24 protein-coding genes are annotated in these 23,168 nt (G+C 73.5%); 15 read left to right on the forward strand and 9 right to left on the reverse strand.

The genetic code is table 11. The features are described 5' to 3' along the window. Positions 1-133 precede the first annotated feature (133 nt). From mshA to ACIA5A_RS00455, 3 genes are all read left to right on the forward strand, one after another. Entirely contained in the window at positions 134-1,495 is a 1,362-nt protein-coding gene (gene mshA, locus ACIA5A_RS00445) for a D-inositol-3-phosphate glycosyltransferase (protein WP_396754988.1), read from the forward strand. A 48-nt stretch (positions 1,496-1,543) separates the two neighbouring features. Continuing rightward, a complete protein-coding gene (locus ACIA5A_RS00450) occupies positions 1,544-2,077 on the forward strand; it encodes a YbjN domain-containing protein (protein ID WP_396754990.1) in 534 nt (177 codons plus the stop codon). 164 nt (positions 2,078-2,241) lie between these two features. After that, on the forward strand, positions 2,242-3,096 hold the full coding sequence (locus tag ACIA5A_RS00455) for a hypothetical protein (RefSeq protein WP_396754992.1): 855 nt from the start codon (positions 2,242-2,244) through the stop codon (positions 3,094-3,096). 367 nt (positions 3,097-3,463) lie between these two features. Here the strand turns inward: ACIA5A_RS00455 and ACIA5A_RS00460 are convergent, their stop codons facing one another. Together ACIA5A_RS00460 and ACIA5A_RS00465 are read right to left on the reverse strand one after the other, a co-directional pair. Next, the gene (locus ACIA5A_RS00460; protein WP_396754994.1) at positions 3,464-4,711 is read right to left on the reverse strand and encodes an MFS transporter; all 1,248 of its coding nucleotides are present in this window, start codon (positions 4,709-4,711) and stop codon (positions 3,464-3,466) included. A 64-nt stretch (positions 4,712-4,775) separates the two neighbouring features. Then, complete coding sequence (locus tag ACIA5A_RS00465) at positions 4,776-6,101, reverse strand: MDR family MFS transporter (RefSeq protein ID WP_396754996.1); 1,326 nt, start codon at positions 6,099-6,101, stop codon at positions 4,776-4,778. 151 nt (positions 6,102-6,252) lie between these two features. On the opposite strand from ACIA5A_RS00465, the gene ACIA5A_RS00470 reads away from it, so the two are divergent. Beyond that, on the forward strand, positions 6,253-7,020 hold the full coding sequence (locus tag ACIA5A_RS00470; protein ID WP_181570547.1) for a phosphoglyceromutase: 768 nt from the start codon (positions 6,253-6,255) through the stop codon (positions 7,018-7,020). 101 nt (positions 7,021-7,121) lie between these two features. Here ACIA5A_RS00470 and phoU read toward each other — a convergent pair whose 3' ends face one another. Next, positions 7,122-7,766, reverse strand: coding sequence for a phosphate signaling complex protein PhoU (gene phoU / locus ACIA5A_RS00475; protein ID WP_278109264.1), 645 nt, complete (start codon positions 7,764-7,766; stop codon positions 7,122-7,124). Between the two features lie 279 nt (positions 7,767-8,045). Here phoU and ACIA5A_RS00480 point away from each other — a divergent pair, with 279 nt between their 5' ends. The 3 genes from ACIA5A_RS00480 to ACIA5A_RS00490 all read left to right on the forward strand — a co-directional run bounded on the left by ACIA5A_RS00480 (position 8,046) and on the right by ACIA5A_RS00490 (position 11,462). Continuing rightward, positions 8,046-9,260 carry a sensor histidine kinase gene (locus ACIA5A_RS00480; protein WP_396755815.1) on the forward strand — a complete coding sequence of 405 codons (1,215 nt, stop codon included), beginning with the start codon at positions 8,046-8,048 and terminating at the stop codon, positions 9,258-9,260. A 21-nt stretch (positions 9,261-9,281) separates the two neighbouring features. Then, complete coding sequence (locus tag ACIA5A_RS00485; RefSeq protein ID WP_091069660.1) at positions 9,282-9,965, forward strand: response regulator transcription factor; 684 nt, start codon at positions 9,282-9,284, stop codon at positions 9,963-9,965. Positions 9,966-10,907: 942 nt separating this feature from the next. Continuing rightward, positions 10,908-11,462: a hypothetical protein gene (locus ACIA5A_RS00490; protein WP_396754999.1), complete on the forward strand. Its 555-nt coding sequence runs from the start codon at positions 10,908-10,910 to the stop codon at positions 11,460-11,462. Between the two features lie 39 nt (positions 11,463-11,501). Here ACIA5A_RS00490 and ACIA5A_RS00495 read toward each other — a convergent pair whose 3' ends face one another. Continuing rightward, a complete protein-coding gene (locus ACIA5A_RS00495) occupies positions 11,502-12,155 on the reverse strand; it encodes an NADPH-dependent F420 reductase (RefSeq protein ID WP_396755001.1) in 654 nt (217 codons plus the stop codon). A gap of 139 nt (positions 12,156-12,294) precedes the next feature. Between ACIA5A_RS00495 and ACIA5A_RS00500 the strand changes: the two genes are divergently transcribed. Further along, the gene (locus ACIA5A_RS00500; protein ID WP_396755003.1) at positions 12,295-12,873 is read left to right on the forward strand and encodes a TetR/AcrR family transcriptional regulator; all 579 of its coding nucleotides are present in this window, start codon (positions 12,295-12,297) and stop codon (positions 12,871-12,873) included. A 45-nt stretch (positions 12,874-12,918) separates the two neighbouring features. Here the strand turns inward: ACIA5A_RS00500 and ACIA5A_RS00505 are convergent, their stop codons facing one another. Beyond that, the gene (locus ACIA5A_RS00505) at positions 12,919-13,725 is read right to left on the reverse strand and encodes a hypothetical protein (protein WP_396755005.1); all 807 of its coding nucleotides are present in this window, start codon (positions 13,723-13,725) and stop codon (positions 12,919-12,921) included. Between the two features lie 74 nt (positions 13,726-13,799). Here ACIA5A_RS00505 and ACIA5A_RS00510 point away from each other — a divergent pair, with 74 nt between their 5' ends. Both ACIA5A_RS00510 and ACIA5A_RS00515 read left to right on the forward strand, forming a co-directional pair. After that, positions 13,800-14,744 (forward strand): Ppx/GppA phosphatase family protein, encoded by a 945-nt coding sequence (locus ACIA5A_RS00510; protein WP_396755007.1) that lies wholly within the window; start codon positions 13,800-13,802, stop codon positions 14,742-14,744. A 75-nt stretch (positions 14,745-14,819) separates the two neighbouring features. Continuing rightward, positions 14,820-15,626, forward strand: a complete 807-nt coding sequence (locus tag ACIA5A_RS00515; RefSeq protein ID WP_396755009.1) for a sugar phosphate isomerase/epimerase family protein — start codon at positions 14,820-14,822, stop codon at positions 15,624-15,626. A 79-nt stretch (positions 15,627-15,705) separates the two neighbouring features. Here the strand turns inward: ACIA5A_RS00515 and ACIA5A_RS00520 are convergent, their stop codons facing one another. Genes ACIA5A_RS00520 through ACIA5A_RS00530 form a run of 3 tightly spaced genes read right to left on the reverse strand, consistent with a single transcriptional unit; the run spans position 15,706 to position 17,735 of the window. Beyond that, a complete protein-coding gene (locus tag ACIA5A_RS00520) occupies positions 15,706-16,272 on the reverse strand; it encodes a CGNR zinc finger domain-containing protein (RefSeq protein WP_181570539.1) in 567 nt (188 codons plus the stop codon). A gap of 19 nt (positions 16,273-16,291) precedes the next feature. Continuing rightward, positions 16,292-17,458 (reverse strand): glutathionylspermidine synthase family protein, encoded by a 1,167-nt coding sequence (locus ACIA5A_RS00525; protein WP_396755011.1) that lies wholly within the window; start codon positions 17,456-17,458, stop codon positions 16,292-16,294. A 1-nt stretch (position 17,459) separates the two neighbouring features. After that, complete coding sequence (locus ACIA5A_RS00530; protein ID WP_396755013.1) at positions 17,460-17,735, reverse strand: hypothetical protein; 276 nt, start codon at positions 17,733-17,735, stop codon at positions 17,460-17,462. Positions 17,736-17,808: 73 nt separating this feature from the next. Between ACIA5A_RS00530 and ACIA5A_RS00535 the strand changes: the two genes are divergently transcribed. After that, positions 17,809-18,729 (forward strand): proline dehydrogenase family protein, encoded by a 921-nt coding sequence (locus tag ACIA5A_RS00535; RefSeq protein WP_396755015.1) that lies wholly within the window; start codon positions 17,809-17,811, stop codon positions 18,727-18,729. Position 18,730: 1 nt separating this feature from the next. On the opposite strand, the gene ACIA5A_RS00540 is transcribed toward ACIA5A_RS00535, so the two are convergent. Continuing rightward, complete coding sequence (locus tag ACIA5A_RS00540; protein ID WP_396755017.1) at positions 18,731-19,135, reverse strand: VOC family protein; 405 nt, start codon at positions 19,133-19,135, stop codon at positions 18,731-18,733. 76 nt (positions 19,136-19,211) lie between these two features. Between ACIA5A_RS00540 and ACIA5A_RS00545 the strand changes: the two genes are divergently transcribed. The 4 genes from ACIA5A_RS00545 to ACIA5A_RS00560 all read left to right on the forward strand — a co-directional run bounded on the left by ACIA5A_RS00545 (position 19,212) and on the right by ACIA5A_RS00560 (position 23,127). After that, positions 19,212-20,006: an alpha/beta fold hydrolase gene (locus ACIA5A_RS00545; RefSeq protein ID WP_396755019.1), complete on the forward strand. Its 795-nt coding sequence runs from the start codon at positions 19,212-19,214 to the stop codon at positions 20,004-20,006. Continuing rightward, a complete protein-coding gene (locus ACIA5A_RS00550; RefSeq protein WP_396755021.1) occupies positions 19,999-20,568 on the forward strand; it encodes a TetR/AcrR family transcriptional regulator in 570 nt (189 codons plus the stop codon). Before ACIA5A_RS00545 ends, ACIA5A_RS00550 begins: the two co-directional genes overlap by 8 nt. After that, a complete protein-coding gene (locus ACIA5A_RS00555; RefSeq protein ID WP_396755023.1) occupies positions 20,565-20,900 on the forward strand; it encodes a YrdB family protein in 336 nt (111 codons plus the stop codon). The genes ACIA5A_RS00550 and ACIA5A_RS00555 overlap by 4 nt, the downstream gene beginning before the upstream one ends. 961 nt (positions 20,901-21,861) lie before the next feature. After that, a complete protein-coding gene (locus tag ACIA5A_RS00560) occupies positions 21,862-23,127 on the forward strand; it encodes a hypothetical protein (RefSeq protein ID WP_396755025.1) in 1,266 nt (421 codons plus the stop codon). Positions 23,128-23,168 lie beyond the last annotated feature (41 nt).

Raw genomic sequence — 23,168 nt, forward strand, 5'->3', positions numbered from 1 at the left:
GAGGTCCGTCACGCCGGGGAACCCGCCGCAGGCATTTCCGAACCCCGATGGGGAAGATGACATCCGGCGTACGGGTTGACCCGAGAGGCGCCGGTCGTGCGGGACGGCATCAACCGTGACAGAGGGAGCGGACGTGGCGGAATTGCACACCGGTGTCGGTCGTCAGCGAGGTGCCCTGCCATGGCCTCGGCCCCGCCGCATCGCCACCCTCTCGGTGCACACCTCGCCGCTGCACCAGCCCGGCACCGGCGACGCGGGCGGCATGAACGTCTACATCCTGGAGGTCGCCCGACGGCTGGCCGAGGCCGACGTCGAGGTGGAGATCTTCACCCGGGCCACCTCCGGTGACCTGCCCCCGGTGGTCGAGATGGCGCCCGGCGTCACCGTCCGGCACGTCACCGCCGGGCCGTTGGAGGGGCTGACGAAGGAGGAGCTGCCCGGTCAGCTCTGCGCCTTCACCGCCGGGGTGCTGCGTGCCGAGGCGGCCCGCCCGCCCGGCCACTACGACCTGATCCACTCGCACTACTGGCTCTCCGGCCAGGTCGGCTGGCTGGCCAAGGAGCGCTGGGGCGTGCCGCTGGTGCACACCGCGCACACCCTGGCCAAGGTGAAGAACGCCCGGCTCGCCGCCGGGGACCGGCCCGAGCCGAAGGCCCGGGTGATCGGTGAGGAGCAGGTGGTCGCCGAGGCCGACCGGCTGGTCGCGAACACCCGGGTGGAGGCCCGCGACCTGCTCGACAGGTACGCCGCCGACCCCGGCCGGGTGGCCGTGGTGGAGCCCGGCGTGGACCTGGACCGGTTCCGCCCCGCTCCCGGTGACCGGGAGTCCGCGACCCGCGCCGCCCGCCGCCGCCTCGGCCTGCCGGCGCACGGCTACGTGGTCGCGTTCGTCGGCCGGATCCAGCCGCTCAAGGCGCCGGACGTGCTGGTCCGGGCGGTCGCCGCGCTGCGCGAACGGGATCCGGCGCTGGCCGACGAGCTGACCGTGGTGATCTGCGGCGGCCCGAGCGGCAGCGGGCTGGACCGGCCCAGCGCGCTGATCGAGCTGGCCCGCTCGCTCGGCGTGGCCGACCGGGTCCGGTTCCTGCCCCCGCAGACCGGGGATGACCTGCCCGCCCTCTACCGCGCCGCCGACCTGGTGGCGGTGCCCTCGCACAACGAGTCGTTCGGGTTGGTCGCGCTGGAGGCGCAGGCCTGCGGCACGCCGGTGCTCGCCGCCGCCGTGGGCGGGCTGGTCACCGCCGTACGCGACGGGATCAGCGGCATGCTCATCGACGGGCACGACCCGGTCGACTGGGCGCGGGCGCTGGCGGGCCTGCTGCCCGAGCGGATGCGCCGGGCGGCGCTCGCGGTCGGGGCCGAGCGGCACGCCCGCGACTTCTCCTGGCACCGCACGGTCTCCGGGCTGCTCGCCGTCTACGGCGACGCGATCACCGAGCACCGGGCGAAGCTGGCCGGCCGGCTCGGCGACCCGGCGCTCGCCTGTTCCTGGTGACGCGCCGCCGCCCGGCGGTCGGCGGCGGGCGACCGTAGAGTGGGTGCGATGAGCCGCACGAGTGAGGTCACCGCGCTGATCGAGGCCGTCTGCGCGGAGCGCGAGCTGGAGTGGGAGTCCACCGGCGAGGCGTCGTACGCGGTGACCCTGCCGGGCACGCACAAGCTCAAGACGATCTGCAACCTGATCGTCGGCGAGCACGCGTTGCGAATCGAGGCGTTCGTGATGCGCCAGCCCGACGAGCGTCGCGAGGAGCTGTGGGCCTGGCTGTTGCAGCGCAACGCCAGGATGTACGGCGTCTCGTTCTCCATCGACGCGGCCGGCGACGTCTACCTGACCGGCCGGGTCAACCTGGCCGGGCTCGACGCCGACGAGCTGGACCGGCTGTTCGGCTCGGTGCTGACCTACGCCGACGAGTCGTTCGACAGCATGTTGGAGATCGGCTTCGGCACCGCCATCCGCCGGGAGTGGGAGTGGCGGGTGAAGCGGGGCGAGTCGACGGCCAACCTGGCCGCGTTCGCGCACCTCTTCGAGCCCTCGGCGCCGGCCGGCTCGACCGCCGGAGGTTCGGAGCCCGCCTGACGGGTATGCCGCACCGCGCGGTGCGGAGCACTGGGACCCACCGCGGGCCGAGGACGGACTGTCGAGGAGCGTGTCCCATGGCTCAGCGCAACAGCTCAGGTCGCGGCACGACTGCGACCCGGACGAAGCGGCAAACCGGTAACCGGACCCCGAACACCCCGACGGTGTCGGAGTCCCAGATCTCCCGGATGACTGTCGACGACATCCGGGGCCAACTGCGCCGGCGCGGGGTCTCCGGGATCTCCGCGCTGCGCAAGCCGGAACTGGTGAGGACGCTCGCGCGCACGATGCGCGCGGAGGGCCGTGGCGGCGCCGCGCGGCGCAGCACCGGCCCGGCCGGCCGGCCGTCGGCCAGCCGCGGGTCCGCCGCGAAGAAGACCACGGCGGCGCGGCGGAGCCCGGCCAAGTCCGCGCCGGCCGCGCGCGCCACCGGCGCCAGGGCCAAGGCGACGGGTACGCGCAAGGCGGCGCCCGCCCGCGCGAAGGCGGCTCCGGCTCGCGCCAAGGCCACGTCGACCAGGGCGAAGGCCGCGCCGTCCCGGGCGAAGGCCGCCCCGGCTCGCGCGACGGCCGCGCCCTCGCGGGCGAAGGTCACGTCGTCCCGGGCGACGGCGGCGCGGAAGTCGGCGTCGGCGCGCGCGAAGGCCACGCCGACCCGGGGGCGGGCGTCCAGCCGGTCGATCGGGTCCTCGCAGCTCATCACGTCGCTCGCGGACCGCCCGGAGCGGCCCGGCCGCAGCCTGGTGACCCGCAACCACGAGGTGATCCAGCGCTGGGCCCGGGCCCGGGGCGCGAAGCCGGCCACCATCGCCGGCACCGAGCGGGGCGACCGGCCCGGGGTGCTGACCTTCAACATGCCGGGTTACCGGGAGAGCAGCCGGATCCGGGAGGTCACCTGGGACGACTGGTTCCGCACGTTCGACTCGCGGCGGCTCAACCTGATCTACCAGGAGCAGTTGCGCGACGGCCGGCAGAGCAACTTCTTCCGGACCGAGAACCCGAATCGCGAGGACGGCTGAGGTTTACGGGAATGGTCGACGGGAACCCGACGTTGGCCACGGCGGAGACCACAGCAGGGGCAGCCGGATTCCCGACACGACGGCTGTGACGGGCAAGACAGCGATCTGGGTTGAATCCGGAATCCGGGCGAACTAACTTTATTGCACCGCGTCACGCTTGTTTACGTTCGGGGGAGCGGCGGATCGATCAGATCCGCGCAAGCGAGATGCGAGGATCGGGTGGAGCACACCGTTGGGGGACGGTGCCGCCCGTGGAACCGGCGGCGCGAGCGGGCGACGCTTACGGGGGTGAGTGTCGCCCGCCGCCGCCGGGCGTACGGTACGAGCGCCCATCTCGACGGGGGTCGAGGTGGGCGCTCTGCCGTTCTCACCGCCGGATCTCGGCCGGCTGCCGGTCGTCGGCCCGCAGCGCGGCGATCCGGCGTTCCCGAGGGCCGCCGGCGAGCAGGTGCCCGGCCGCGGCGCACAGGCCCAGCGCGCCGACCACCAGCCAGTGCCGCTCGCCGAGGCGCTCCAGGCTGAGCCCGCCCAGCGCCGGCGCCACGAACGACGCCGCCGGGAACGTCAGGTAGAACACCGACTGGTAGCGGGCCCGCAGTTCGGGCGGGGCGAGATCCGCGTTGATCTGCGCGTTCGGTGGCGCGGCGAGCATCTGCCCGACCGTCCAGACCACCGCCGCGCCGAGGTAGAGCGGCAACCCGTCGGCGACGGTGAGCGTGCCGAAGCCCAGCGCCATCAGCCCGGTGGACACGGCCAGCACGGTCGAGCGCCGGTACGGCTCGATCAGCCGGGGCACGAAGAGTTGCCCGGCCACGATCAGCGCCCCGCCGAGCGCCACCACCAGCCCGTACGCGGTCGGACGCAGGCCGTCCTCGCGCATCGCCAGCGGCATGATCGTGGACGTCTGCATGGTCAGCACCGCGAGCAGGAAGGTCAGCCCGACGAAGGCGAGGAAGGTGCGGTCGGTCAGCGCGGTGTGCAGCCCGGGCCGCCGGCCCAGCACCGCGCGTGGCGTCACCGCCCGGCGGTCGAGCGTCTCCGGCACCTTGAGCGCGATGACCAGCGCCGCGGCCAGGGTGGCCCCGGCGTCGACCAGGAACAGCGCCAGGAAGCTCGCCTCGGCGAGCACCCCGGCCAGCAGCGAGGCGACCGCCATGCCGAGGTTGAACGCCCAGAACTGGAGGTTGAACGCGCGGGAACGGCGGGTCTCCGGCACCACGTCCACGATGGCCGCCACGAACGCCGGGCCGGGCATCGAGTGCGCCACCCCGACCAGCGCGGCCAGCACGGCGATCGCCGCGAGGTGCCGGCTGAACGCCAGCGCCGCCATCAGCCCGGCGGCGGCGAGGTGGGCGGCGAGCAGGGTCGAACGCCGGCCCCACCGGTCGGCCAGCACCCCGCCGAGCAGCGTGCCGCCGGCGCCGCCGATCCCGTACGCGCCGACGACGAGTCCGGCCAGCGACGGTGAGGCGCCCCGGGCGGAGGTCAGGTAGAGCGACAGGAACAGCAGCGCGAACGCGCCGGCCCGGTTGATCAGCAGACCGGACCAGAGGTACCAGAAGGTGCGCGGCATGCCGCCGGCCGTGTCGTCCCACCAGCGCCGCAGGCCGCGCACCCGTCCTCCAGGAAGGTTTCCTTACCGATCCGCCCCCGGTACCGTACCCAGCCGGTCGGCGTACTCAGGAACCGGTCCGGGCCGGCTCGGCGGGTGCGGTGGCCGCGGCCTCGGCCGCCTCGGGCGCCGGGGTTCGGGCCAGGGTGACCGGCGCGGCCGGGACGCCAGCGGCGCGGAGCTGGGTGGCGCGCCGCTCCCGGGCCGGGCCGGAGACCAGGTGCGCCACCGCCGTCACGGCGCCGATGCCGGCGCACGCCAGCCACAGCTCGGTGTTGCCGCCGTGCTCCCGGAGCAGGCCGCCGAGGATCGGTGCGGAGGCCCCGGCGAGCTGCCAGGACAGCGAGAACACGCCCTGGTAGCGGCCGCGCAGCGCGGCCGGCGACAACTCGGCGATCAGGGTGGCGTTGGAGGGCGAGTTGAGCATCTCGCCGAGCGTCCAGATCAGCACGGTGAGGCCGTAGAGCCAGATCGTGTCCGCGAACGCGGTGAGTCCGAAACCGACGCCCATGATCAGCGCGGCGAGCGCCAGCACGTGCGACCGGCTCCGGCCGCGGATGAGCCGGGGCACGAAGAGCTGGCCGATCACGATGAGCACGCCGTTGAGCGCGATCACCGAGCCGTAGGTGGCCGGGCTGAGCCCGGAGTCGACCATGGCGATCGGCAGCATCGAGATGTGCTGGAGGAAGACCAGCGCGGCGAACAGGTTGAGCGCCACGAAGCCGAGGAAGACCCGGTCGCGCAGGATGGTGCGCAGCGCGCCGGCCGGCGCCGCCGCGCCCTTGGCGACCGGCGCGGCCGGCCGGGTCAGGGTCTCCCGGACCCGGGTGAAGATGATCAGCGCGGTGACCACGGTGGTGGCCGCGTCCACCAGGAAGAGCAGCAGGTAGCCGGCCTCGGCGGCGAGCCCGGCCAGCACGGCGGCGCAGGCGAAACCGAGGTTGATCGCCCAGTAGTTCAGCGAGAACGCGCGGAGCCGGTCCTTCTCCGGCACCACGTCGATCATCATGGCGCCGAAGGCCGGGCGGGCCGCCTCGGCGAACGTGCCGAGCAGCAGCGCGCCCACGGCCACCGCCCAGAGCGGCCGGGCGAGGCCGAGCGCGACCATCATGGTGGCCGCGCCGAGGTGCGCGGTGAGCAGCGTGGGCCGCCGGCCCCAGCGGTCGGTGAGGATGCCGCCGACCGTGGTGCCGACCGCGCCGCCCACGCCCCAGAGCCCGATGACCAGGCCGGCCTGCGCGGCCGAGAAGCCGCGTTCCCGGGTCAGGTAGATGGCGAGGAAGATCAGGACGAACGAGCCGAGCCGGTTGATCAGCGTGCCGGTCCACAGGTACCAGAAGGAGCGCGGCAACCCGCCGGCCGTGTCCCGGAACCAACCTCGCACCGTCCGCATCCCGACGCCCCCCGCTCGGTAATGACCGATCAATCTCAGACGCCTTACAACCTAGTGCCGGGCCGGACGCATGGTCATCCGCATTTCCACGTGGTGGTCGTCACCACAGGTCCCCGCGTGTCCACCCGGCCGGTACGGCAGGATGATCCGCATGACTGCGAGCGAAGGACCCACCGTCGGGACGCTGGTCCTGCTGCGGCACGGCGAGAGCGACTGGAACGCCAAGAACCTCTTCACCGGCTGGGTCGACGTCGACCTGACCGCCAAGGGCGAGACCGAGGCGCGGCGCGGCGGTGAGCTGCTCCGCGAGCACGACCTGCTCCCGGACGTGGTGCACACCAGCGTGATGCGCCGGGCGATCCGCACCGCCGAGCTGGCGCTCAACGCCGCCGACCGGCACTGGATCGCGGTGCGCCGGTCCTGGCGGCTCAACGAGCGCCACTACGGCGCCCTCCAGGGCAAGAACAAGAAGCAGACCCTCGACGAGTACGGCGAGGAGCAGTTCATGCTCTGGCGCCGGTCGTACGACACGCCGCCGCCGCCGATCGACGACAACGACGAGTGGTCGCAGGTGGGCGACCCCCGGTACGCGCTGCTGCCGACCGAGCTGATGCCCCGCACCGAGTGCCTCAAGGACGTCGTCGAGCGGATGCTGCCCTACTGGTACGACTCGATCGTGCCGGACATCCTGGCCGGCCGGACCGTGCTGGTGGCGGCGCACGGCAACTCGCTTCGCGCGCTGGTCAAGCACCTCGACCAGATCTCCGACGAGGCGATCGCCAAGCTGAACATCCCGACCGGCATCCCGCTGCGCTACGACCTGGACGCCGACCTGCGCCCGCAGGTGCTGGGCGGCACCTACCTCGACCCCGAGGCCGCCAAGGCGGCTGCCGCCGCCGTCGCCAACCAGGGCCGCTGAGATGTAAGGCGGGGCCCCCTTTTAACGCCTCTGGTAGAGGCGGGGCCCCTTCTTAACACTCCCCTGTTAAGAAGGGGCCCCGCCTTACCCACCCCGGTGGGTCAGGCGGACGAGGAACCGGTGATCAGGTAGACCACGTGCTCGCCGGCGTTCACCGCGTGGTCGGCGAAGCGCTCGTAGAAGCGGCCCAGCAGGGTGGCGTCGATCGCGGTCTCCACCCCGTACGGCCAGTCGTCGCCGAGCAGCACGCCGAAGAGGCTCTTGTGCAGGTCGTCCATCGCGTCGTCGTCCCGGTCCAGCTCGGCGGCGACGTCCGCGTCGGGCTTGGCCAGCACCGCGCCGATCTTCTCGGCCATCCGATCGGCGATGCCGGCCATGTCGGTGAAGACCGGCCGCAACTCGGCCGGCACCGCCGGGGAGGGGTGCCGGCGCAGCGCCGTCTTCGCCACGTGGTCGGCCAGGTCGCCCATCCGCTCCAGGTCGGCGGCCACGTGCAGGGCGGTGATCATGGCCCGCAGGTCGGAGGCGACCGGGGCCTGTCGGGCCAGCAGGTCGCAGACCCGCTCCTCCACGTGCCGGTACAGGTCGTCGATCTCGGCGTCGCGCGCGATCACCGTCTCGGCCGCCGCGCGGTCGGCGGTGAGCAGCCCGCGGGTGGCCTGCCGCATGGCCGCGCGCACCGCCTCGGCCATGTCCACCAGCAACTGGCTGACAATCTGCAGGTCGGCCCGGAACTCGTCGCGCATCGTCACTTCCTGGGGTCGGTGGCCGCGGCCCGAGAGGGGTACGGCGTGAGCAGGTGCGCGCCCTACGGTAGGCCGGGCGGCCGGCACCAGGGTGAACGCGGATGAACGACGCGGGACCCGCGGGTGAACATTCCCGGAATCGAGGGTGGTTCGTCCCTTTGTGACCGATCCCTGGGTTAACAATGACCCTACGATCGCCGAGTGGAATGGGCGGTGGCCATCGCGGTGGCCGTGGCGCTGGTGACCGGACTGGTCGCCGGGTCGATGCTGTCCGGGCCGATGGGGCAGTGGCGGCGCCGGTGGGCGTCACGGGGCGACGGGACCCCCCGTCGTGACGCAGGGAGGCCGACGATTCCGGACGACCAACAGGGGGGCCTCTCCGGGCTCGGCCGCAAGACGATCGACTCGTTGCGCGCCGGCGTGGTGGTGCTCGACCCGGACGACGTGCCGGTGCTGGTGAACCCGGCGGCGCGGGCGATGGGCCTGCTCCGTGCCGGGGCGACACCGGGCGCCATCGCGGCGCACCCGCTCATCCGTACCCTCGCCGGGCAGGTCCGTCGCACGGGCGTGCGGCGCGAGATCGAGCTCGACCTGCCCCGGGGCCGCGACAGCGCCGGCGACAACCCGCTCGGCGTGCACCTGCGCGCCATGGGGTTGGGTGCCGGCTACATCTCGATCGAGGCGGTCGACGTCACCGAGTCGCACCGCCTGGCCCGGGTACGCCGGGACTTCGTGGCCAACGTGAGCCACGAGTTGAAGACCCCGATCGGCGCGCTCCAACTGCTCGCCGAGGCGCTGGTGGACGCGACCGAGCCGGCCGGCGACGGCGCGCCCGACCTGTCCGAGGACCTGGTCGCCGCGCGGCGGTTCGCCGAGCGGATCCAGCACGAGTCCACCCGACTCGGGCGGCTGGTGCAGGAACTGCTGGAACTCACCCGGCTCCAGGGCGCCGAGCCGCAGCCCGCGCCCGAACCCGTCTCGGTGGACTGGGTGCTCGCCGAGGTGGTCGACCGGACCCGCACCGCGGCCACCGCCCGCCGGGTGGAGATCGTCGTGGGCGGGCAGCGGGGCCTGACCGCGTACGGGAGCGACAGCCAGCTCGCCACCGCGGTGGCCAACCTGGTGGAGAACGCGGTCAACTACTCGGCCGAGGACACCACGGTCCGGGTGACCGTGCGGGGCACCGAGGAGCACGTCGAGATCGCGGTGGCCGACCAGGGGATCGGCATCGCGCCGAACGAGGTCGACCGGATCTTCGAACGCTTCTACCGCGCCGACCAGGCCCGCTCCCGGGCGACCGGGGGCACCGGCCTTGGCCTGGCCATCGTCAAACACATCGCCAGCAACCATGGCGGCCGGGTGGACGTGTCGAGCACCCTTGGGGGTGGGTCGACGTTCACCCTCAGGCTGCCTGCCAGCCCCCCGGACGACCTGGAGGCGACACTCGCCTCCGCTGGGATCGAGGCCGGCCCGGCCGAGCTCCGGCAGGTCTGACCACAGGAAAGGAAACACCCGTTGAGCCGCGTACTGGTGGTCGAGGACGAGGAGTCGTTCTCCGACGCCCTGTCCTACATGCTCCGCAAGGAGGGCTTCGAGGTCTCCGTCGCCGCGACGGGCACCTCCGCCCTCACCGAGTTCGACCGCACCGGCGCCGACATCGTGCTGCTCGACCTGATGCTGCCGGAGATGTCGGGCACCGAGGTGTGCCGCCAGCTCCGCCAGCGGTCGCACGTCCCGATCATCATGGTCACCGCCCGGGACAGCGAGATCGACAAGGTGGTCGGCCTGGAGATCGGGGCCGACGACTACGTGACGAAGCCGTACTCGCCCCGTGAGCTGGTCGCCCGGATCCGGGCGGTGCTGCGCCGGCAGACCAGCGAGGCGAACGAGACGGGCGCGCCGACCCTGGCCGCCGGCCCGGTACGGATGGACATCGAGCGGCACGTGGTGACCGTCGACGGCGCCGGGGTCCAGCTTCCGCTCAAGGAGTTCGAGCTGCTGGAGCTGTTGCTGCGCAACGCCGGCCGGGTGCTCACCCGGGGCCAGCTCATCGACCGCGTCTGGGGCGCCGACTACGTGGGCGACACCAAGACGCTCGACGTGCACGTGAAGCGGCTGCGCTCCAAGATCGAGCCGGAGCCGTCCGCGCCGCGCTACATCGTCACGGTGCGAGGTCTGGGCTACAAGTTCGAGCCGTGACCGCCCGCCCACGTCGATCATGAGGTCGGCGGACGGGTTACCCCGCCCCCGCCCTCCCTCACCGACACCGCCTGGTGGAACGCCATGGGTGTGTCCTGCGAGGGCGCGAGACACCCATGGCGTTCCACTGACGCCTGCGTGCGCTGGTGGGTGGAACGCGGTGGGTGTCTGTGAGGGCCTAAGACACACGTGGTGTTCCGGTGACGCTTCTTTGGGCCGGTCGGTGGAACACGGTGGGTGCCTGCGAGGGCCTGAGACACCCATGGCGTTCCACTAACGCCTGTGTGGGTCGGTCGGTGGAACGCGGTGGGTGTCTGGGAGGGCATGAGGCACCCATCGTGTTCCAGTCGCGCCTCGATGGGTCGGTGGGTGGAACGTCATGGGTGTCTCGGACGGCTTGAGGCACCCATGGTGTTCCAGTGACGCTTCAAGAGGCTGCCGGGTGGAACGCGGTGGGTGTCTGGGAGGGCGTGATAGACCCGTGGTGTTCCGGTGACGCCTCGGTGCGCTGGTGGGTGGAGCGTTATGGGTGTCTCCGGGGGCGGGATGCGCCCGTAGGCGTTCCAACGGGTGGCCGCAACCGGCGCCCGGGGGCGAACCGGTGGGCGGCCGGTCAGAGCACGACCGGCACTCGACCTGGACCGGCGTGACGCAGCCCGTGGTATCTGCCCGGGGTGGGCGCGGTGTCTGGTTTGGCGGTGGTGGGTGGCACCCTGGTGGCGGAATCGTTGGTGGGGGCGGGGCGTTGTAACCCGGTGAACGACCGAGGAAGACGAACCTCCACGGCCCCGCCCCGCGAGGGAATGACGGTGGCCGCCCGGTCGTTGCACACACTTCCGGCGCCGCACCGCGAGCAGCCGGAACCCCCCTGATCTTTGAGCGCCTGACGGTGCCCACACCCCGCCCCCGCGGGTGTGTTGACCCCCGAATGGAGCCCCCACCATGAACACGATCCTGCGTAAGAGCATCCTGGGCATTGCTGGTCTGGCCTTCACCGGTGGTGTGTTCGCCGGTCCGATCGCCGCCCACGCCGACACCCCCGCCCACGCCGCTGCCAAGCCGGCCACGGCCACGGCGAGCGTGCAGGGTGAGCAGTCGACCATCGCGCTGAACGGCGAGCAGACCGCTAACGTCAAGGCGATCATCGCCGCGACGAAGAAGGCCGGCCTGCCCGAGCGGGCCGCGGTCATCTCGATCGCCACCGCCCTGCAGGAGTCGAAGCTGGAGAACCTCGGCCACCTCGGCGACCGCAACGACCACGACTCGCTGGGCCTGTTCCAGCAGCGCCCCTCCTCCGGCTGGGGCACCCCGGAGCAGATCACCGACCCCGAGCACTCCACCCTCGCCTTCCTCAAGGGCCTCAAGCAGGTCGACGGCTGGCAGGACATGCCCCTCACCGACGCCGCGCAGACCGTGCAGGTGAGCGCGTACCCGGACGCGTACGCCCAGTGGGAGAAGCAGGCCACCGACCTCGTCAACCAGCACTGGACCAAGTAAGACTCGCGAAGGCCGGCACCCGAGAACGGGTGCCGGCCTTCAGCGCACCACCTTGACGTTGAACAGTGGCGTGCCCAGCCGGCCGTAGAGGCGCAGCCAGATCGGCAGCAGCATCTCGGTGCCCCGGGCCGTGGTGATGTCGCCCAGGTCGATCACGTCGGTGTGGCCGAAGCTGGTGAGCAGCTCGGTGACCACCTTCTTCGCGTCGGCGTCGTCGCCGGAGACGAAGACGCTGTGGTCCCCGTCGGCGAGTTGCCGGGGGTGGGCCATCAGGTCGGCGGTGAGCGTGTTGAGCGCCTTCACCACCCGGGTACGCGGGAACGCCCGCTGGATCCGCTCGCCGAGCGAGTCGTCGTTGAGCACCGACAGGGTGGGCGGGAAGCCCTGGCCGAAGTCGAGCGGGTTGGCGATGTCGAGCAGGACCTTGCCGGCGAGGTTGTCCGCGCCTGTCGCGTCGAGGGCGGGGAGCGAACCGTCGCCGCTTGTCGCGTTCACCACCAGGTCCGCCCCGGCGGCGACGTCCGCGTACCCGGTCAGGGTGACGCCCGGATGGGCGGCGACCCACTCGCCCCACTCGCCGGCGCGGGTGGTGGCGACGTCGCGGGTGCCGACGACCACGTCGTGACCCAGTTCGGCCGCGCGGGCGGCGATGGTGCGGCCGACCATGCCGGTGCCAACTACTGCGATGCGCATGTCGTGTCCGTCCTGAGGAAATCGCGTGACGCCGATGCGTCCCGCTCCGTGCGGCCGAGGCTAACAGACAGGTCTGTCTACTGAACGGGACGGAGACGTACCTGTCTGTAGACTTCGGCGAACCACGAGGGAGGAACCCATGGCCCGCACCCCCGCCGGCACCGCCCGGGACCGCATCCTGGAGACCGCGTTCCGGCTGTTCTACGCGTACGGGCCGCGCGGCGTCGGGGTGGACACGGTGATCGCCGAGTCGGGCGTCGCGAAGGCCACGCTCTACAAGCACTTCCCGCGCAAGGACGATCTGGTCCTGGCGTACCTGGACAAGGTCGACCTGGCCTGGTCCGGCGCGCTGCGTGCGGCCGCCCGGGCGGCCGGCGACGATCCGCGCGATCAGCTCGTCGGCATGTTCGACGCGCTCACCGGCGCGTGCCGCCGCGAGGGTTACCACGGCTGCGCGTTCATCAACACCGCCGCCGAGTCGTCCGCCGGCAGCGCGGTGCACGCCCGGACGGTCGCGCACAAGAACGCGGTGCGGGCCTGGGTGACCGAGCTGGCCCGACAGGCCGGGGCCGCCGAGCCGGAGCTGCTGGCCCGTCAGCTCACCCTGCTGCTCGACGGGGGACTGGCCGGCGGCGTGCTCGACGGTGACCCGGCGATCGCCGAGGCAGCCCGCAGCACCGCCCGTGCCCTCGTCGACGCGGCGCTGCCGACGCGTTAAGCGGGGCCCCCGCCTCTACCGCAGGCGTTAACAAGGGGCCCTTCCTTACTCGCTGGCGGGGTGGGGGGCGATCTGGCCCTGGCGCTGGCGGGCGGCGCACAGCTCGGCCAGCTTCGCGTACGCGGGCGCGCCGATCAGCGCGGTCAGCTCCGGCCCGTACGAGACGTACATCGGGTCGGCGCCGACGTGCGCGTCGGTGGAGGACGTGCACCACCAGTCCAGGTCGTGACCGCCGGTGCCCCAGCCGCGCCTGTCGAACTCGGCGAGCGTGGAGATGAGCACCTTGGTGTTGTCCGGCCGCGTGTGCCACTCCTGGTCCCGGCGGACCGGCAACTGCCAGCAGACGTCGGGCTTGTATTCCAGTGGGTGCACCCCGTCGCGCAGCGCCTGGGCGTGCAGCGCGCAGCCGCCCCCGGCCGGGAAGTCGGCGTCGTTGAGGAACACGCACGGCGCGTCCACGTCGCGGGTGGCGGTGCGCCGGGCCGGCGTCTTGCCGTCGACAGTGTCGTTCTCGGTCCAGTTCTTGAAGCCGCGTCGGAAGTGCTGCCAGGTCTCCGGCGTGAGGCGCTTGACCGCCGCCCGGACCCGCTTCTCGTCGTCGGCGTCGGTGAAGAACGCGCCGTGCGAGCAGCACCCGTCGGCCGCCCGGCCCTTCACGATGCCGTGGCAGCCCGAGCCGAAGATGCACGTCCAGCGGGAGAGCAGCCAGGTCAGGTCGGCCCGGACGACGTGCTTCGGGTCGGCCGGGTCGGCGAACTCGATCCACTCCCGCGGAAAGTCCAGCCCGACCTCGCGGCTGCGCGGGTCGGCCGGGTCGTCAACCAGCACGTGAAGCTCGATCTGCCCTGTCACCCGGACCAGCGTACGCGCGGTCCCCCCGGCCGGCCGGCGAGCCGACGAAACGTGTTGCGCCTAGGGTTCTTGCCATGCGACTGGGTGTCCTCGACGTCGGTTCCAACACGGTGCACCTGCTGGTGGTCGACGCCCACCACGGTGCCCATCCCTGGCCGGCGCACTCGGAGAAGGTGGTGCTGCGGCTGGCCGAGCAGATCGGCCCGGACGGGGCGTTGACCGACCCCGGCGCGGACGGCCTGGTCAAGGCGGTCGGCATGGCTCGGGCGGCGGCCGACGGGCTGGGCGCCGAGGACCTGCTGGCGTTCGCCACCAGCGCGGTCCGCGACGCCACCAACGCGGGCGAGGTGCTGGCCCGGGTCCGCGACGAGACAGGCGTACGCCTGGAGGTGCTCTCCGGCGCGGACGAGGCGCGGATGACGTTCCTCGCGGTGCGGCGGTGGTTCGGCTGGTCGGCGGGCCGGCTGCTGGCGCTGGACATCGGCGGCGGTTCGCTGGAGTTGGCCGCCGGCATAGACGAGCACCCGGACGTCGCGGTCTCGCTGCCGCTCGGCGCGGGCCGGCTCAGCCGGGAGCGGCTGGCGGTCGACCCGGCCGGCCTGATGCCGCCGTCGGCCGAGGCCGTGGAGGCGCTCCGGGAGTACGTGGACGCGCAGCTCGACCCGGTGGTCAAACAGTTGACCGAGGTGGGCTGGGAGCGGCCGGTGGCCACCTCGAAGACGTTCCGCACGCTGGCCCGGCTGGCCGGCGCCGCGCCCTCAGGCGCGGGTCTGTGGGCCCGGCGCAGCCTGACCCGCACCGGGCTGCGGCAGGTGCTCGGGTTCGTCAGGCACATCCCGCCGACCCACCTGCCCGAGTTGGAGGGGGTCAGCGCGCAGCGGGCGCACCAGCTCCTCGCGGGCGCGGTGGTGGCCGAGGCGGTGATGCGCCGGCTGGACGTGGAGTGCCTGGACATCTGCCCCTGGGCGCTGCGGGAGGGCGTCATCCTGCGCCGGTTGGATCAGCTCGCGCCGATGTGATTCGCGCGGCCGCTCTGGGCGCTTTGCGGCTGCTCGTCCCGATGCTTACCGGCGGGTGCGGCTACCCTGAGGGGCGTGACTTCCCGCGTCCCGGTGCTCCTGTCCACGTCCTCGGTCTTCCCCGAACGGACCGCGGCGGCGTTCCAGCTCGCCTCGGCACTCGGGTACGACGGCGTCGAGGTGATGGTCTGGACCGACCCGGTGAGCCAGGACGCGGGCGCGCTGCGCGGGCTCTCCGAGCACTACGGCGTGCCGGTGCTGTCGGTGCACGCGCCCTGCCTGCTGGTCACCCAGCGGGTGTGGAGCCCCGACCCGTGGGAGCGGCTGCGCCGGGCCGCCGAGCTGGCCGAGACGCTGGAGGCGCCCACCGTGGTGGTGCACCCGCCGTTCACCTGGCAGCGGGACTACGCGCGCACGTTCGCCGACGGGCTGGACGCCACCGCCGGGCAGTTCGGCGGCCTGCGGTTCGCGGTGGAGAACATGTTCCCGGTGCGGATGGCCGGCCGGCAGTTCGTGCCGTACGTGCCGGGCTTCGACCCGACCGACACCGGCTACGCCGCCTACACGCTGGACCTGTCGCACTGCGCGGCCTCGCACACCGACGCGCTGGCGATGGCCGACCGGATGGGCGCCGGGCTGGCGCACGTGCACCTGGGCGACGGCACCGGCGAGGGGCGCGACGAGCACCTGGTGCCCGGCCGGGGCGGCCAGCCCTGCGCGGAGCTGCTCCGGTCGCTGGCCGGGCGCGGCTTCACCGGCTCGGTCGCGGTGGAGGTGACCACCCGGGGCGCGAAGAGCCGCGCGGTCCGCGAGGCGGACCTGCGCGAGTCGCTGGAGTTCGCCAGGGCGAACCTGACCGCGCCCTCCCCGGTCGACGCCTGACCGGCCGAAACAGCTCCGGCGCTCGCCCCGGCCGCGCCGGGTGGCTCGGCCGGGCCGGAGCCCGGCCGGCAGCCGAAGGTCAGCTCACCGGGGCCAGCGGCTGGGCCGGGACGGCCTGCTCGCCGACCGCCGCGCGCTTGCGGGCCCGGTGCGCGGCCACGTGCGAGCGGGTGGCGCAGCGTTCCGAGCAGAACCGCCGGCAGCAGTTCGACGAGGTGTCCAGGTAGACGTTGCCGCAGCGCTCGTCCGCGCAGACGCCGAAGCGGGCGCTGCCGTACTCGCAGAGCCAGACGGAGAGGCCCCAGACGGCGCCGGCCAGGTATTCGGCGGAGACCGAGGCGCCCCGGCTGGTCACGTGCATGTGCCAGTCCGAGGAGTCGTGCCCGGAGATGCGCGGCTGCACCGGGAACGCCTCCAGCAGCGCGTTCAGCTCGGTCACCGCGTCGGCGTCGCGCCCGGAGGTGCCGTACTCGAAGACGTCCCGCAGGCGCTTCTGCGCCCGACGGAAGATCGCCAGGTCCCGTTCCGCGACCTCGTCGCGCATCCAGGCGTTCTCGTCCGGGAAGAGGGCCCGCAGGCCGTCGAGGTCGTCCAGCCGGGCGTTGACGAGCTCGACCCCGGTCCGGGCGTACGCGTCGAAGTTCACGACACCAACGGTAGACGACTCAGACCGGGCGTGCCGCGTCGATGTAGTGGGGCAGGAACCGCGCGTAACCGTCTGTGATGAGGCTCTCGCTTTCGCGCACCCCGGCGCCGGCCGACGCGCCGTCCACGATCCAACTGCCCAGCACCGTGTGGTTGCCCTCGAACTGCGGCAACGCGCGGAACTCCTGGAAGCAGAAGCCTTCGTCGCCATAGATGCCCGGGTTGGTGATCTCGGTGTCCGCGGTCACGATGCGTACCGAGCCGCCCTCGCGGCCGAGCAGCGGCTTGGCCACGTACTCGGTCATCCCGCGCGGCGAGTCGAGGTAGGCCGGCAGCAGGTAGTCGTGCCCGGGGTACAGCTCCCAGAGCACGGCCAACAGCGCCTTGTTCGACAGCAGGAGCTTCCAGGCCGGCTCGATCCAGGTGGTCGGGGTGCCCGGGTCGAGCGCCGGCGGCCCGTACGGCTCGGCGAGCATCCACTCCCAGGGGTAGAGCTTGAAGCAGGTGGTGATCGGCCGGTCGTCGGCGTCGACGAAGCGCCGCCCGTCCCAGCCGATCCGCTGGATCGGCATGAGCGTCACGTCCAGCCCGGCCTGGCGGGCCGTCTCGGCGAGGTAGCCGGCGGTGATCTGGTCCTCGCCCGACTCCTCCTCGTTCGACCAGACCACGTGCGCGCGCGGCTCGTGCAGCCCGGCGCCGATCTTGGCCCACGCGCCGACCAGCCGCTCGTGCAGGCTGTTCCACTGGTCCGCGTCCGGGCGGGTGTGCTCCAGCCAGTACCACTGCACGATGCTCGCCTCGACCAGCGCGGTCGGGGTGTCCGCGTTGTATTCCAGCATCTTCGGCGGCCAGGTGCCGTCGTAGGCGAGGTCGAAGCGGCCGTACAGCGTCGGCGGGGCCTCCCGCAGCGAGCGGGCGACCGCCTCGGCGGCCCACTCCGGGATGCCGAACTCGGCGTGGCGGCGGCGGGCCACCACGTGCTCGGCGGCGGCCACCGACATCCGGTGCAGCTCCTCGGTCGCCTCCTCCAGCTTGAGCACCTCGTCGAGCGTGAAGGAGTACGCCGCCGTCTCGTCCCAGTACGACATGATCTCGCCGTCGGGCAGCTCGGTGTCGACGTACACCAGGCCCTGGGCCCGGATGGTCTCGTCCCAGTCGGGGCGCGGAGTGCTCGCCTCGCGGCGCACGTCAGCCGCCGCAGGAGGCGAGGTGGGTGCCGAAGCCGCCGCGCTCGGGCAGCGCGGCAGTGGTCGGGGCGACGTCGCCGCGCGCGGCGGTGGCCGGCGCGGGGATCCGCAGGGCCACCGCGACCGTGTCGCCGCCCCCGCCGGCCGGGCCGAGCGCGCAGTCGTCATCGTCGTCGTCGTAGCCGTTGTTGCAGCCGGAGAGCGCGAGCGCCAGCGCGGTGAGCGCGCCGAGCTGGACGGTGGCCGAGCGGAGCCGGCGGCGGGGGTGTCGTTCCACGTGAACGTTGTAGCCGATCGTCGCCAGTTCGGGTACCCGGCGCGGGTGCGGGGCCGGGCGTTACGCTCGGCTCATGCTCCGTTCCGTCATCCTCGCCGCCTCCCGGTCATCCCAGGTGGAGCGGCTCGTCGCGACGGCCCCGTTCACCCGGGACGTCGTCCGCCGGTTCGTCGCCGGCGCCGGCACCGACGACGCGCTGCGCGCGACCCGCGCACTCGTCGGCGACGGCCAAGCGGTCACCCTCGACTATCTGGGCGAGGACACCACCACCGGTGAGCAGGCGAACGCCACCCGGGACGAATACCTCAGACTGCTGCGCCTGCTCGGCGCCGCCGGCCTCACCCCGCCCGCCGAGGTCAGCGTCAAGCTGTCCGCGCTCGGCCAGGCGTTCGACGAGCAGTTCGCGTACGACAACGCACGGCAGATCTGCGCGGCGGCCGACGCGGTCGGCACCACTGTCACCCTGGACATGGAGGACCACACCACCACCGACTCGACGCTGGACATCCTGGCCAAGCTGCGCAAGGACCACCCGGCGACCGGGGCGGTGCTCCAGGCGTACCTGCGGCGGACCGAGTCGGACTGCCGCGAGCTGTCCGCCGCCGGGTCCCGGGTGCGCCTGTGCAAGGGCGCCTACAAGGAGCCCGAGTCGGTGGCCTACCAGTCCGCCCGCGAGGTGGACAAGTCGTACGTGCGCTGCATGAACGTGCTGATGGCGGGCGACGGCTACCCGATGCTGGCCACCCACGACCCGCGCCTGATCGCGATCGGCGAGGACCGGGCTCGCTGGTTCGACCGCGACCCGGGCCGGCTCGAGTTCCAGATGCTCTACGGCATCCGCCCGGAGGAGCAGGCGCGCCTGGTCGGCGAGGGCTACACCGTGCGCACCTACGTCCCCTACGGCGACCAGTGGTACGGCTACCTGATGCGCCGGCTGGCCGAGCGCCCGGCCAACCTGGCGTTCTTCGGGCGCGCGGTGCTGTCGAAGAAGTGAGTCAGTCGTTCGACCAGGCCCGGGTGGAGAGCACGAGGCGGTAGCCGTCCGGGTCGGCGAACGCGATCCCCCACCTGTCCCAGTACGGGCCGGCGGAGACCCTGGTCCCGCCGGCCCGTTCGAGTCTCGTCACCTGGTCGTCCTCGACCGGCCCGTCCAGGTAGAGCACGAACAGGTCCTCCCCGCCGGGGCGCGGGTCGACGGTCAGGTTCGCGCCGCCGAACAGTTCCAGGTGCCAGCCCGCCCCGGGTACGCCGAGCATCACCAGGTCGTACTCGCCCGGGCCGTCGGCGGCGCCCCGGTAGAGCACGTCCAGGCCGAGGCCGTCGGCCCAGAACCGTTCGGCTGCGGCCATGTCGCGGCTGGGCCGGGCGAGGCGTACGTGGGTGTCCGGGGAGATCGGCATGCCGAGATCGTGCGACCTCAGGTCGGGTTGAGGTCAAGCCTTGACGAGCCTGGCTAATGACATTAGCTTTATGGCTATGACAGTTAGCCAGGTGGTGCGGGACGGCGGGACCATCGCGTACGAGGTGCACGGCTCGGGGCCCCTCGTGGTGCTCGCGCACGGCATGGGGGAGAACCGGGCGGCCTTCCGGCACCTGACTCCCCTGCTGGTGGCGGCCGGCTACCGGGTCGCCTCGACCGACGTCCGCGGGCACGGCGACTCCAGCCCGCACTGGCCCACGTACGCCCCGGCCGAGGTCGGCGGCGACCTGCTCGCCGTGGTGCGGGACCTCGGCGGCGGCCCGGCCACGCTGGTGGGCAGCTCGTCCAGTGGGGCGGCCGTGGTGTTCGCCGCCGCCGAGGCGCCGGAGCTGGTCAGTGGCATCGTGCAGATCAGCCCGTTCACCACTCAGCCCAAGCCCAACCCGGTGATGCGGGCGCTCCAGGCCGTCGTGCTGCGTAGCCCCCGACTGTTCGGGCAGTTCCACCGCACGCTGTTCCCGTGCGGGCGGCCGGCCGACGACGCCGCGTACCGCAGGGAACTGGTCGCCAGGCTGCGCGGCCGGATGGACGCGGTGCGCGGCGTGGTCGCGCCGGTCGACCCGCACTGGACCGCACGGGCCGCCCAGGTGCGGCAGCCCGTGCTGGTGCTGATGGGCACGAAGGACCCGGACTTCTCCGACCCCGGCGCCGAGGCCCGGGCCGCCCGCCGGCAGTTCGCCGTCGCCGAGGCGCGCATGATCGCCGACTCCGGCCACTACCCGCACGCCGACCAGCCCGACGCCACCGCCGCCGACCTGGTCGAGTTCCTGACGGTGACCGCGCGTGCCTAGGGCCGGCCTGACCCCGACGACAGTGGTCCGGGAGGCCGCCGTGCTCGCCGACGAGGTCGGCCACGACCGGCTGACCCTGGCCGCGCTCGCCGGCCGGCTCGGCGTCGCGCTGCCCAGCCTCTACAAGCACGTGCGCGGCGTCGACGCCCTGCACCAGAAGCTCGCCGTGCTGGCCACCGCCGAGATCGCCGACGTGCTGACCAGCGCCGCCGCGGGCCGGGCCGGCGGCGACGCGTTGCGCGCCGTCGCCACCGCCTACCGGGCGTACGCCCGCCGGCACCCCGGCCGCTACCCGGCCACCCAGCGGGCGCCCGACCCCGCCGACCCCGAGCACCTGGCCGCCGCCGAACGCGCGGTCGACGCGATCTTCGCCATCCTGCGCGGGTACGGCGTCCAGGGCGACGCCGCCGTCGACGCCACCCGGATGTTCCGGGCCACCGTGCACGGCTTCGTCACCCTGGAGGCGGCCGGCGGATTCGGGCTGCCCCGCGACGTCGACCGCTCGTTCGACCGCATGATCGACGGGCTCGACGTCGCGTACCGCGGCTGGGGTTCCCGATGAGGGGCACGCTGCGGGGACTCATCTTCCTGCTGGAGTTGGCGCTGCTGACCGCCGCCGGCTTCTGGGGCTTCACGCTCGACGCCGGCTGGCCGGTGCGGCTGCTCGCCGGGCTGGGCGCGCCGTTGGCAATCGCCGTGGTCTGGGGCGCGTTCTGCTCGCCCCGGGCCGCCGTGACGCTGCCCGCCCCGGCCAAGCTCGGCGTCCAGGCCGCGTGCTTCCTGGTCGGCGGCGTCCTGCTGGCCCTGGCCGGCCACCCCCTGCCCGGCGTGGTCCTGGTGCTGCTCTGGGCCCTGGACAAGGCCCTCCTCGTCCGCGCCGGCGACCCGATCTGACCCGCCTCTTCGGCCAGGTGCGCGGTCCGTGGCTGGATCTTGGAAGCTTGAAGCCCCTATGGGGGCCACTTCCTTCCAAGATCTGGCTCGCCGTCCCTCGCCCCGCGTTTCGTCTCAAGATTGCGGGGTTGTGCCACAGGGATTACGGGAAGGGCTCTTTCCCGGAACGCCCGATTGGTCGTACCCTTCGCCGGTGACCGACGGCGACGAGGAGCCTCCCGGCCGGGCAGCCGACGGCGACGAGCCACCAGCCGGGAGTAACGGCGACGGGCAGCAGCCCCGTGCCGACGTGGTGACATCGCCTCGCGCCTCGACGGACGACCGGTCTCCGAAGCTCGGAGCGGTCACCCCCCTACCGGCCGCCTCCGACGGGCCGCCGATCGCGCCCCCGCCAGGCCCGGCCGAGCCGAGCCGCGACGCACCCGAGCCGGGGATCCTCGCGCCCGAGCCGGATCCGGCCCAACCCGAGCCGCGCCCGGCCGCCCCCGAGCCTGCCGCGGCATCACCCGAGTCGGATTCGGTCGTGACCGGGGCGGGTGCGCCTCCGAATGAGCCGCGTGCGGCAGCGCCCGCGCCAGGCCCTGTCGATCCTCCCGAGGTGCCTCCGTCCGGCGACCCCGGAACAAACGAGCCCTCCCTACGCCGGGACGCGCCGACCGCCGGGACGAGCACCGCCGCCGGCGGAGGCGACGCCGACGGTCCCGCCCCGGCCCCGGCGGCAACCACGTCGACCGAGGCGACCCCCACCCGGTCCCCGTCCGGCGGCGAGGGAACCGAGACGGTCCCCGCCGCGACGGCCCACCCGGAGCCGAGCGCGACCGCTTCCGCCCCGGCACCACCGAGCACGCCGCCGGCTCCCGCCGTGGCTCGGGCGTCCGTTCCGGGTACGCCGGCTCCCACCGCGTGGCCGGCACCCGTTCCGCCGGCTCCGAGTGGGCTGCCGGCTGCCGGCGTGCCGCAGGTGCCCGTACCCGTCGTGCCGTCGCGGAAGCGGCGGTGGCCGATGTGGACCGCGCTCGGCCTCGCGCTCGGCCTGGTGGCGGGCGCGGTGCCCGGCGTACTCCTGCGGGAGCTGGCGCCGGACGCGGCGGGACGGCCGGCGGCGAGCCTGGCCCAGCGCGGCACGGCGGCCGAGCGGCAGCTCGCCGAGCGGATGGTCGGGCAGCTCGACCGGCAGGGCGTGGCGCTGCTCGGCGGCGACCGGACCGGCTTCCTGGCCGTCGCGGAGCCGGCCGCCCGGCCGGCGCTGACCAAGCGGTACGCGGCGTTGCGGGCGCTCCGGGTCACGGTGTGGCGGCCCGCCGCCGACGGGGTGCCGGTGGCGGTCGACGGGCGGCCGGGGGAGTGGCGGTTGCCGGTGACGGTGGGCTACTGCTTCGTGGCGCCGGGCTGCGCGCCGAGCACGACGGGGCTGGGCACCCGGTGGCGGCTGGTGGGGGAGCAGCCGCGGCTGCTGGCGGTGGAGCCGTCCCGCACCGACCCGACCGGGGTACGCCCGTGGGCGGTGGACGACCTGGCCGTGGCGGTCGGGAAGCGGGCGCTGGTGGCCACCACGCCCGCCCAGCGGGGCAAGCTGCCCGGCCTGCTCGCCCAGGCCGAGGCCGCCGCCCGGGTCGCCGACCGGTACGCGGTCGGCCCGCCGCCGGACCGCTACCTGGTCTACTACGCCGGCCGGGCCGAGTGGCAGCGCTGGTACGGCGGCGGCCGCCCGAAGTGGACCGCCGGGTACGCGGTGGGCGTCGGCGGCGACCGCCACGACGTGGTGCTCAACGCGCAGAGCCTTGCCCCGGGCGGCGTCGACGACCTGCTGCGGCACGAGCTGACGCACGCCTCCTCGCTGCCCGACCAGGGCTACGCGGACCACGCCTACTGGTGGCTGGTGGAGGGGCTGGCCGAGTACGCCGGCACGGACGGGCAGCCGGTGGACCGCTACGAAGGGCTGGCCGAGGTGCGCAAGCTGGTCCGTGGCGACTGGGCCGGCCGGCTGGACGCCCTGGCGCCGGCCGACGACGCCTCCGACGATCGGGTCGGCGGCGCGTACGGGGTCGGTTACCTGGCCGTGCGGCACCTCGTGGACCGCTACGGCGAGCCGCGGGTGCTGGACTTCTTCCGGGCCGTGGTGCACCAGCGCCGGTCCCCGGACGAGGCCGCGGACGAGGTGTTCGGCGACCCGTGGTCCATGCTGCACGACGACTGCGTCGCCTACGTCCGGGCGGCCGCCGGCTGAGCGTCGGCCACGACGCGTCGAGGGGTCGACGCCTGTCGACG

The sequence above is a fragment of the Micromonospora sp. NPDC051300 genome (assembly GCF_044455315.1).
Classification (GTDB): domain Bacteria; phylum Actinomycetota; class Actinomycetes; order Mycobacteriales; family Micromonosporaceae; genus Micromonospora; species Micromonospora robiginosa.

Coding starts and splice junctions, on each gene's coding strand:
- ACIA5A_RS00540 (WP_396755017.1), bottom strand. CDS start 19,135: ATGCCGATCTCCCCGGACACCCACGTACGCCTCGCCCGGCCCAGCCGC.
- ACIA5A_RS00500 (WP_396755003.1), top strand. CDS start 12,295: ATGGCCCGCACCCCCGCCGGCACCGCCCGGGACCGCATCCTGGAGACC.
- ACIA5A_RS00450 (WP_396754990.1), top strand. CDS start 1,544: ATGAGCCGCACGAGTGAGGTCACCGCGCTGATCGAGGCCGTCTGCGCG.
- ACIA5A_RS00555 (WP_396755023.1), top strand. CDS start 20,565: ATGAGGGGCACGCTGCGGGGACTCATCTTCCTGCTGGAGTTGGCGCTG.
- phoU (WP_278109264.1), bottom strand. CDS start 7,766: ATGCGCGACGAGTTCCGGGCCGACCTGCAGATTGTCAGCCAGTTGCTG.
- ACIA5A_RS00470 (WP_181570547.1), top strand. CDS start 6,253: ATGACTGCGAGCGAAGGACCCACCGTCGGGACGCTGGTCCTGCTGCGG.
- ACIA5A_RS00535 (WP_396755015.1), top strand. CDS start 17,809: ATGCTCCGTTCCGTCATCCTCGCCGCCTCCCGGTCATCCCAGGTGGAG.
- ACIA5A_RS00465 (WP_396754996.1), bottom strand. CDS start 6,101: ATGCGGACGGTGCGAGGTTGGTTCCGGGACACGGCCGGCGGGTTGCCG.
- ACIA5A_RS00510 (WP_396755007.1), top strand. CDS start 13,800: ATGCGACTGGGTGTCCTCGACGTCGGTTCCAACACGGTGCACCTGCTG.
- ACIA5A_RS00480 (WP_396755815.1), top strand. CDS start 8,046: ATGGGGCAGTGGCGGCGCCGGTGGGCGTCACGGGGCGACGGGACCCCC.
- ACIA5A_RS00495 (WP_396755001.1), bottom strand. CDS start 12,155: ATGCGCATCGCAGTAGTTGGCACCGGCATGGTCGGCCGCACCATCGCC.
- ACIA5A_RS00545 (WP_396755019.1), top strand. CDS start 19,212: ATGACAGTTAGCCAGGTGGTGCGGGACGGCGGGACCATCGCGTACGAG.
- ACIA5A_RS00490 (WP_396754999.1), top strand. CDS start 10,908: ATGAACACGATCCTGCGTAAGAGCATCCTGGGCATTGCTGGTCTGGCC.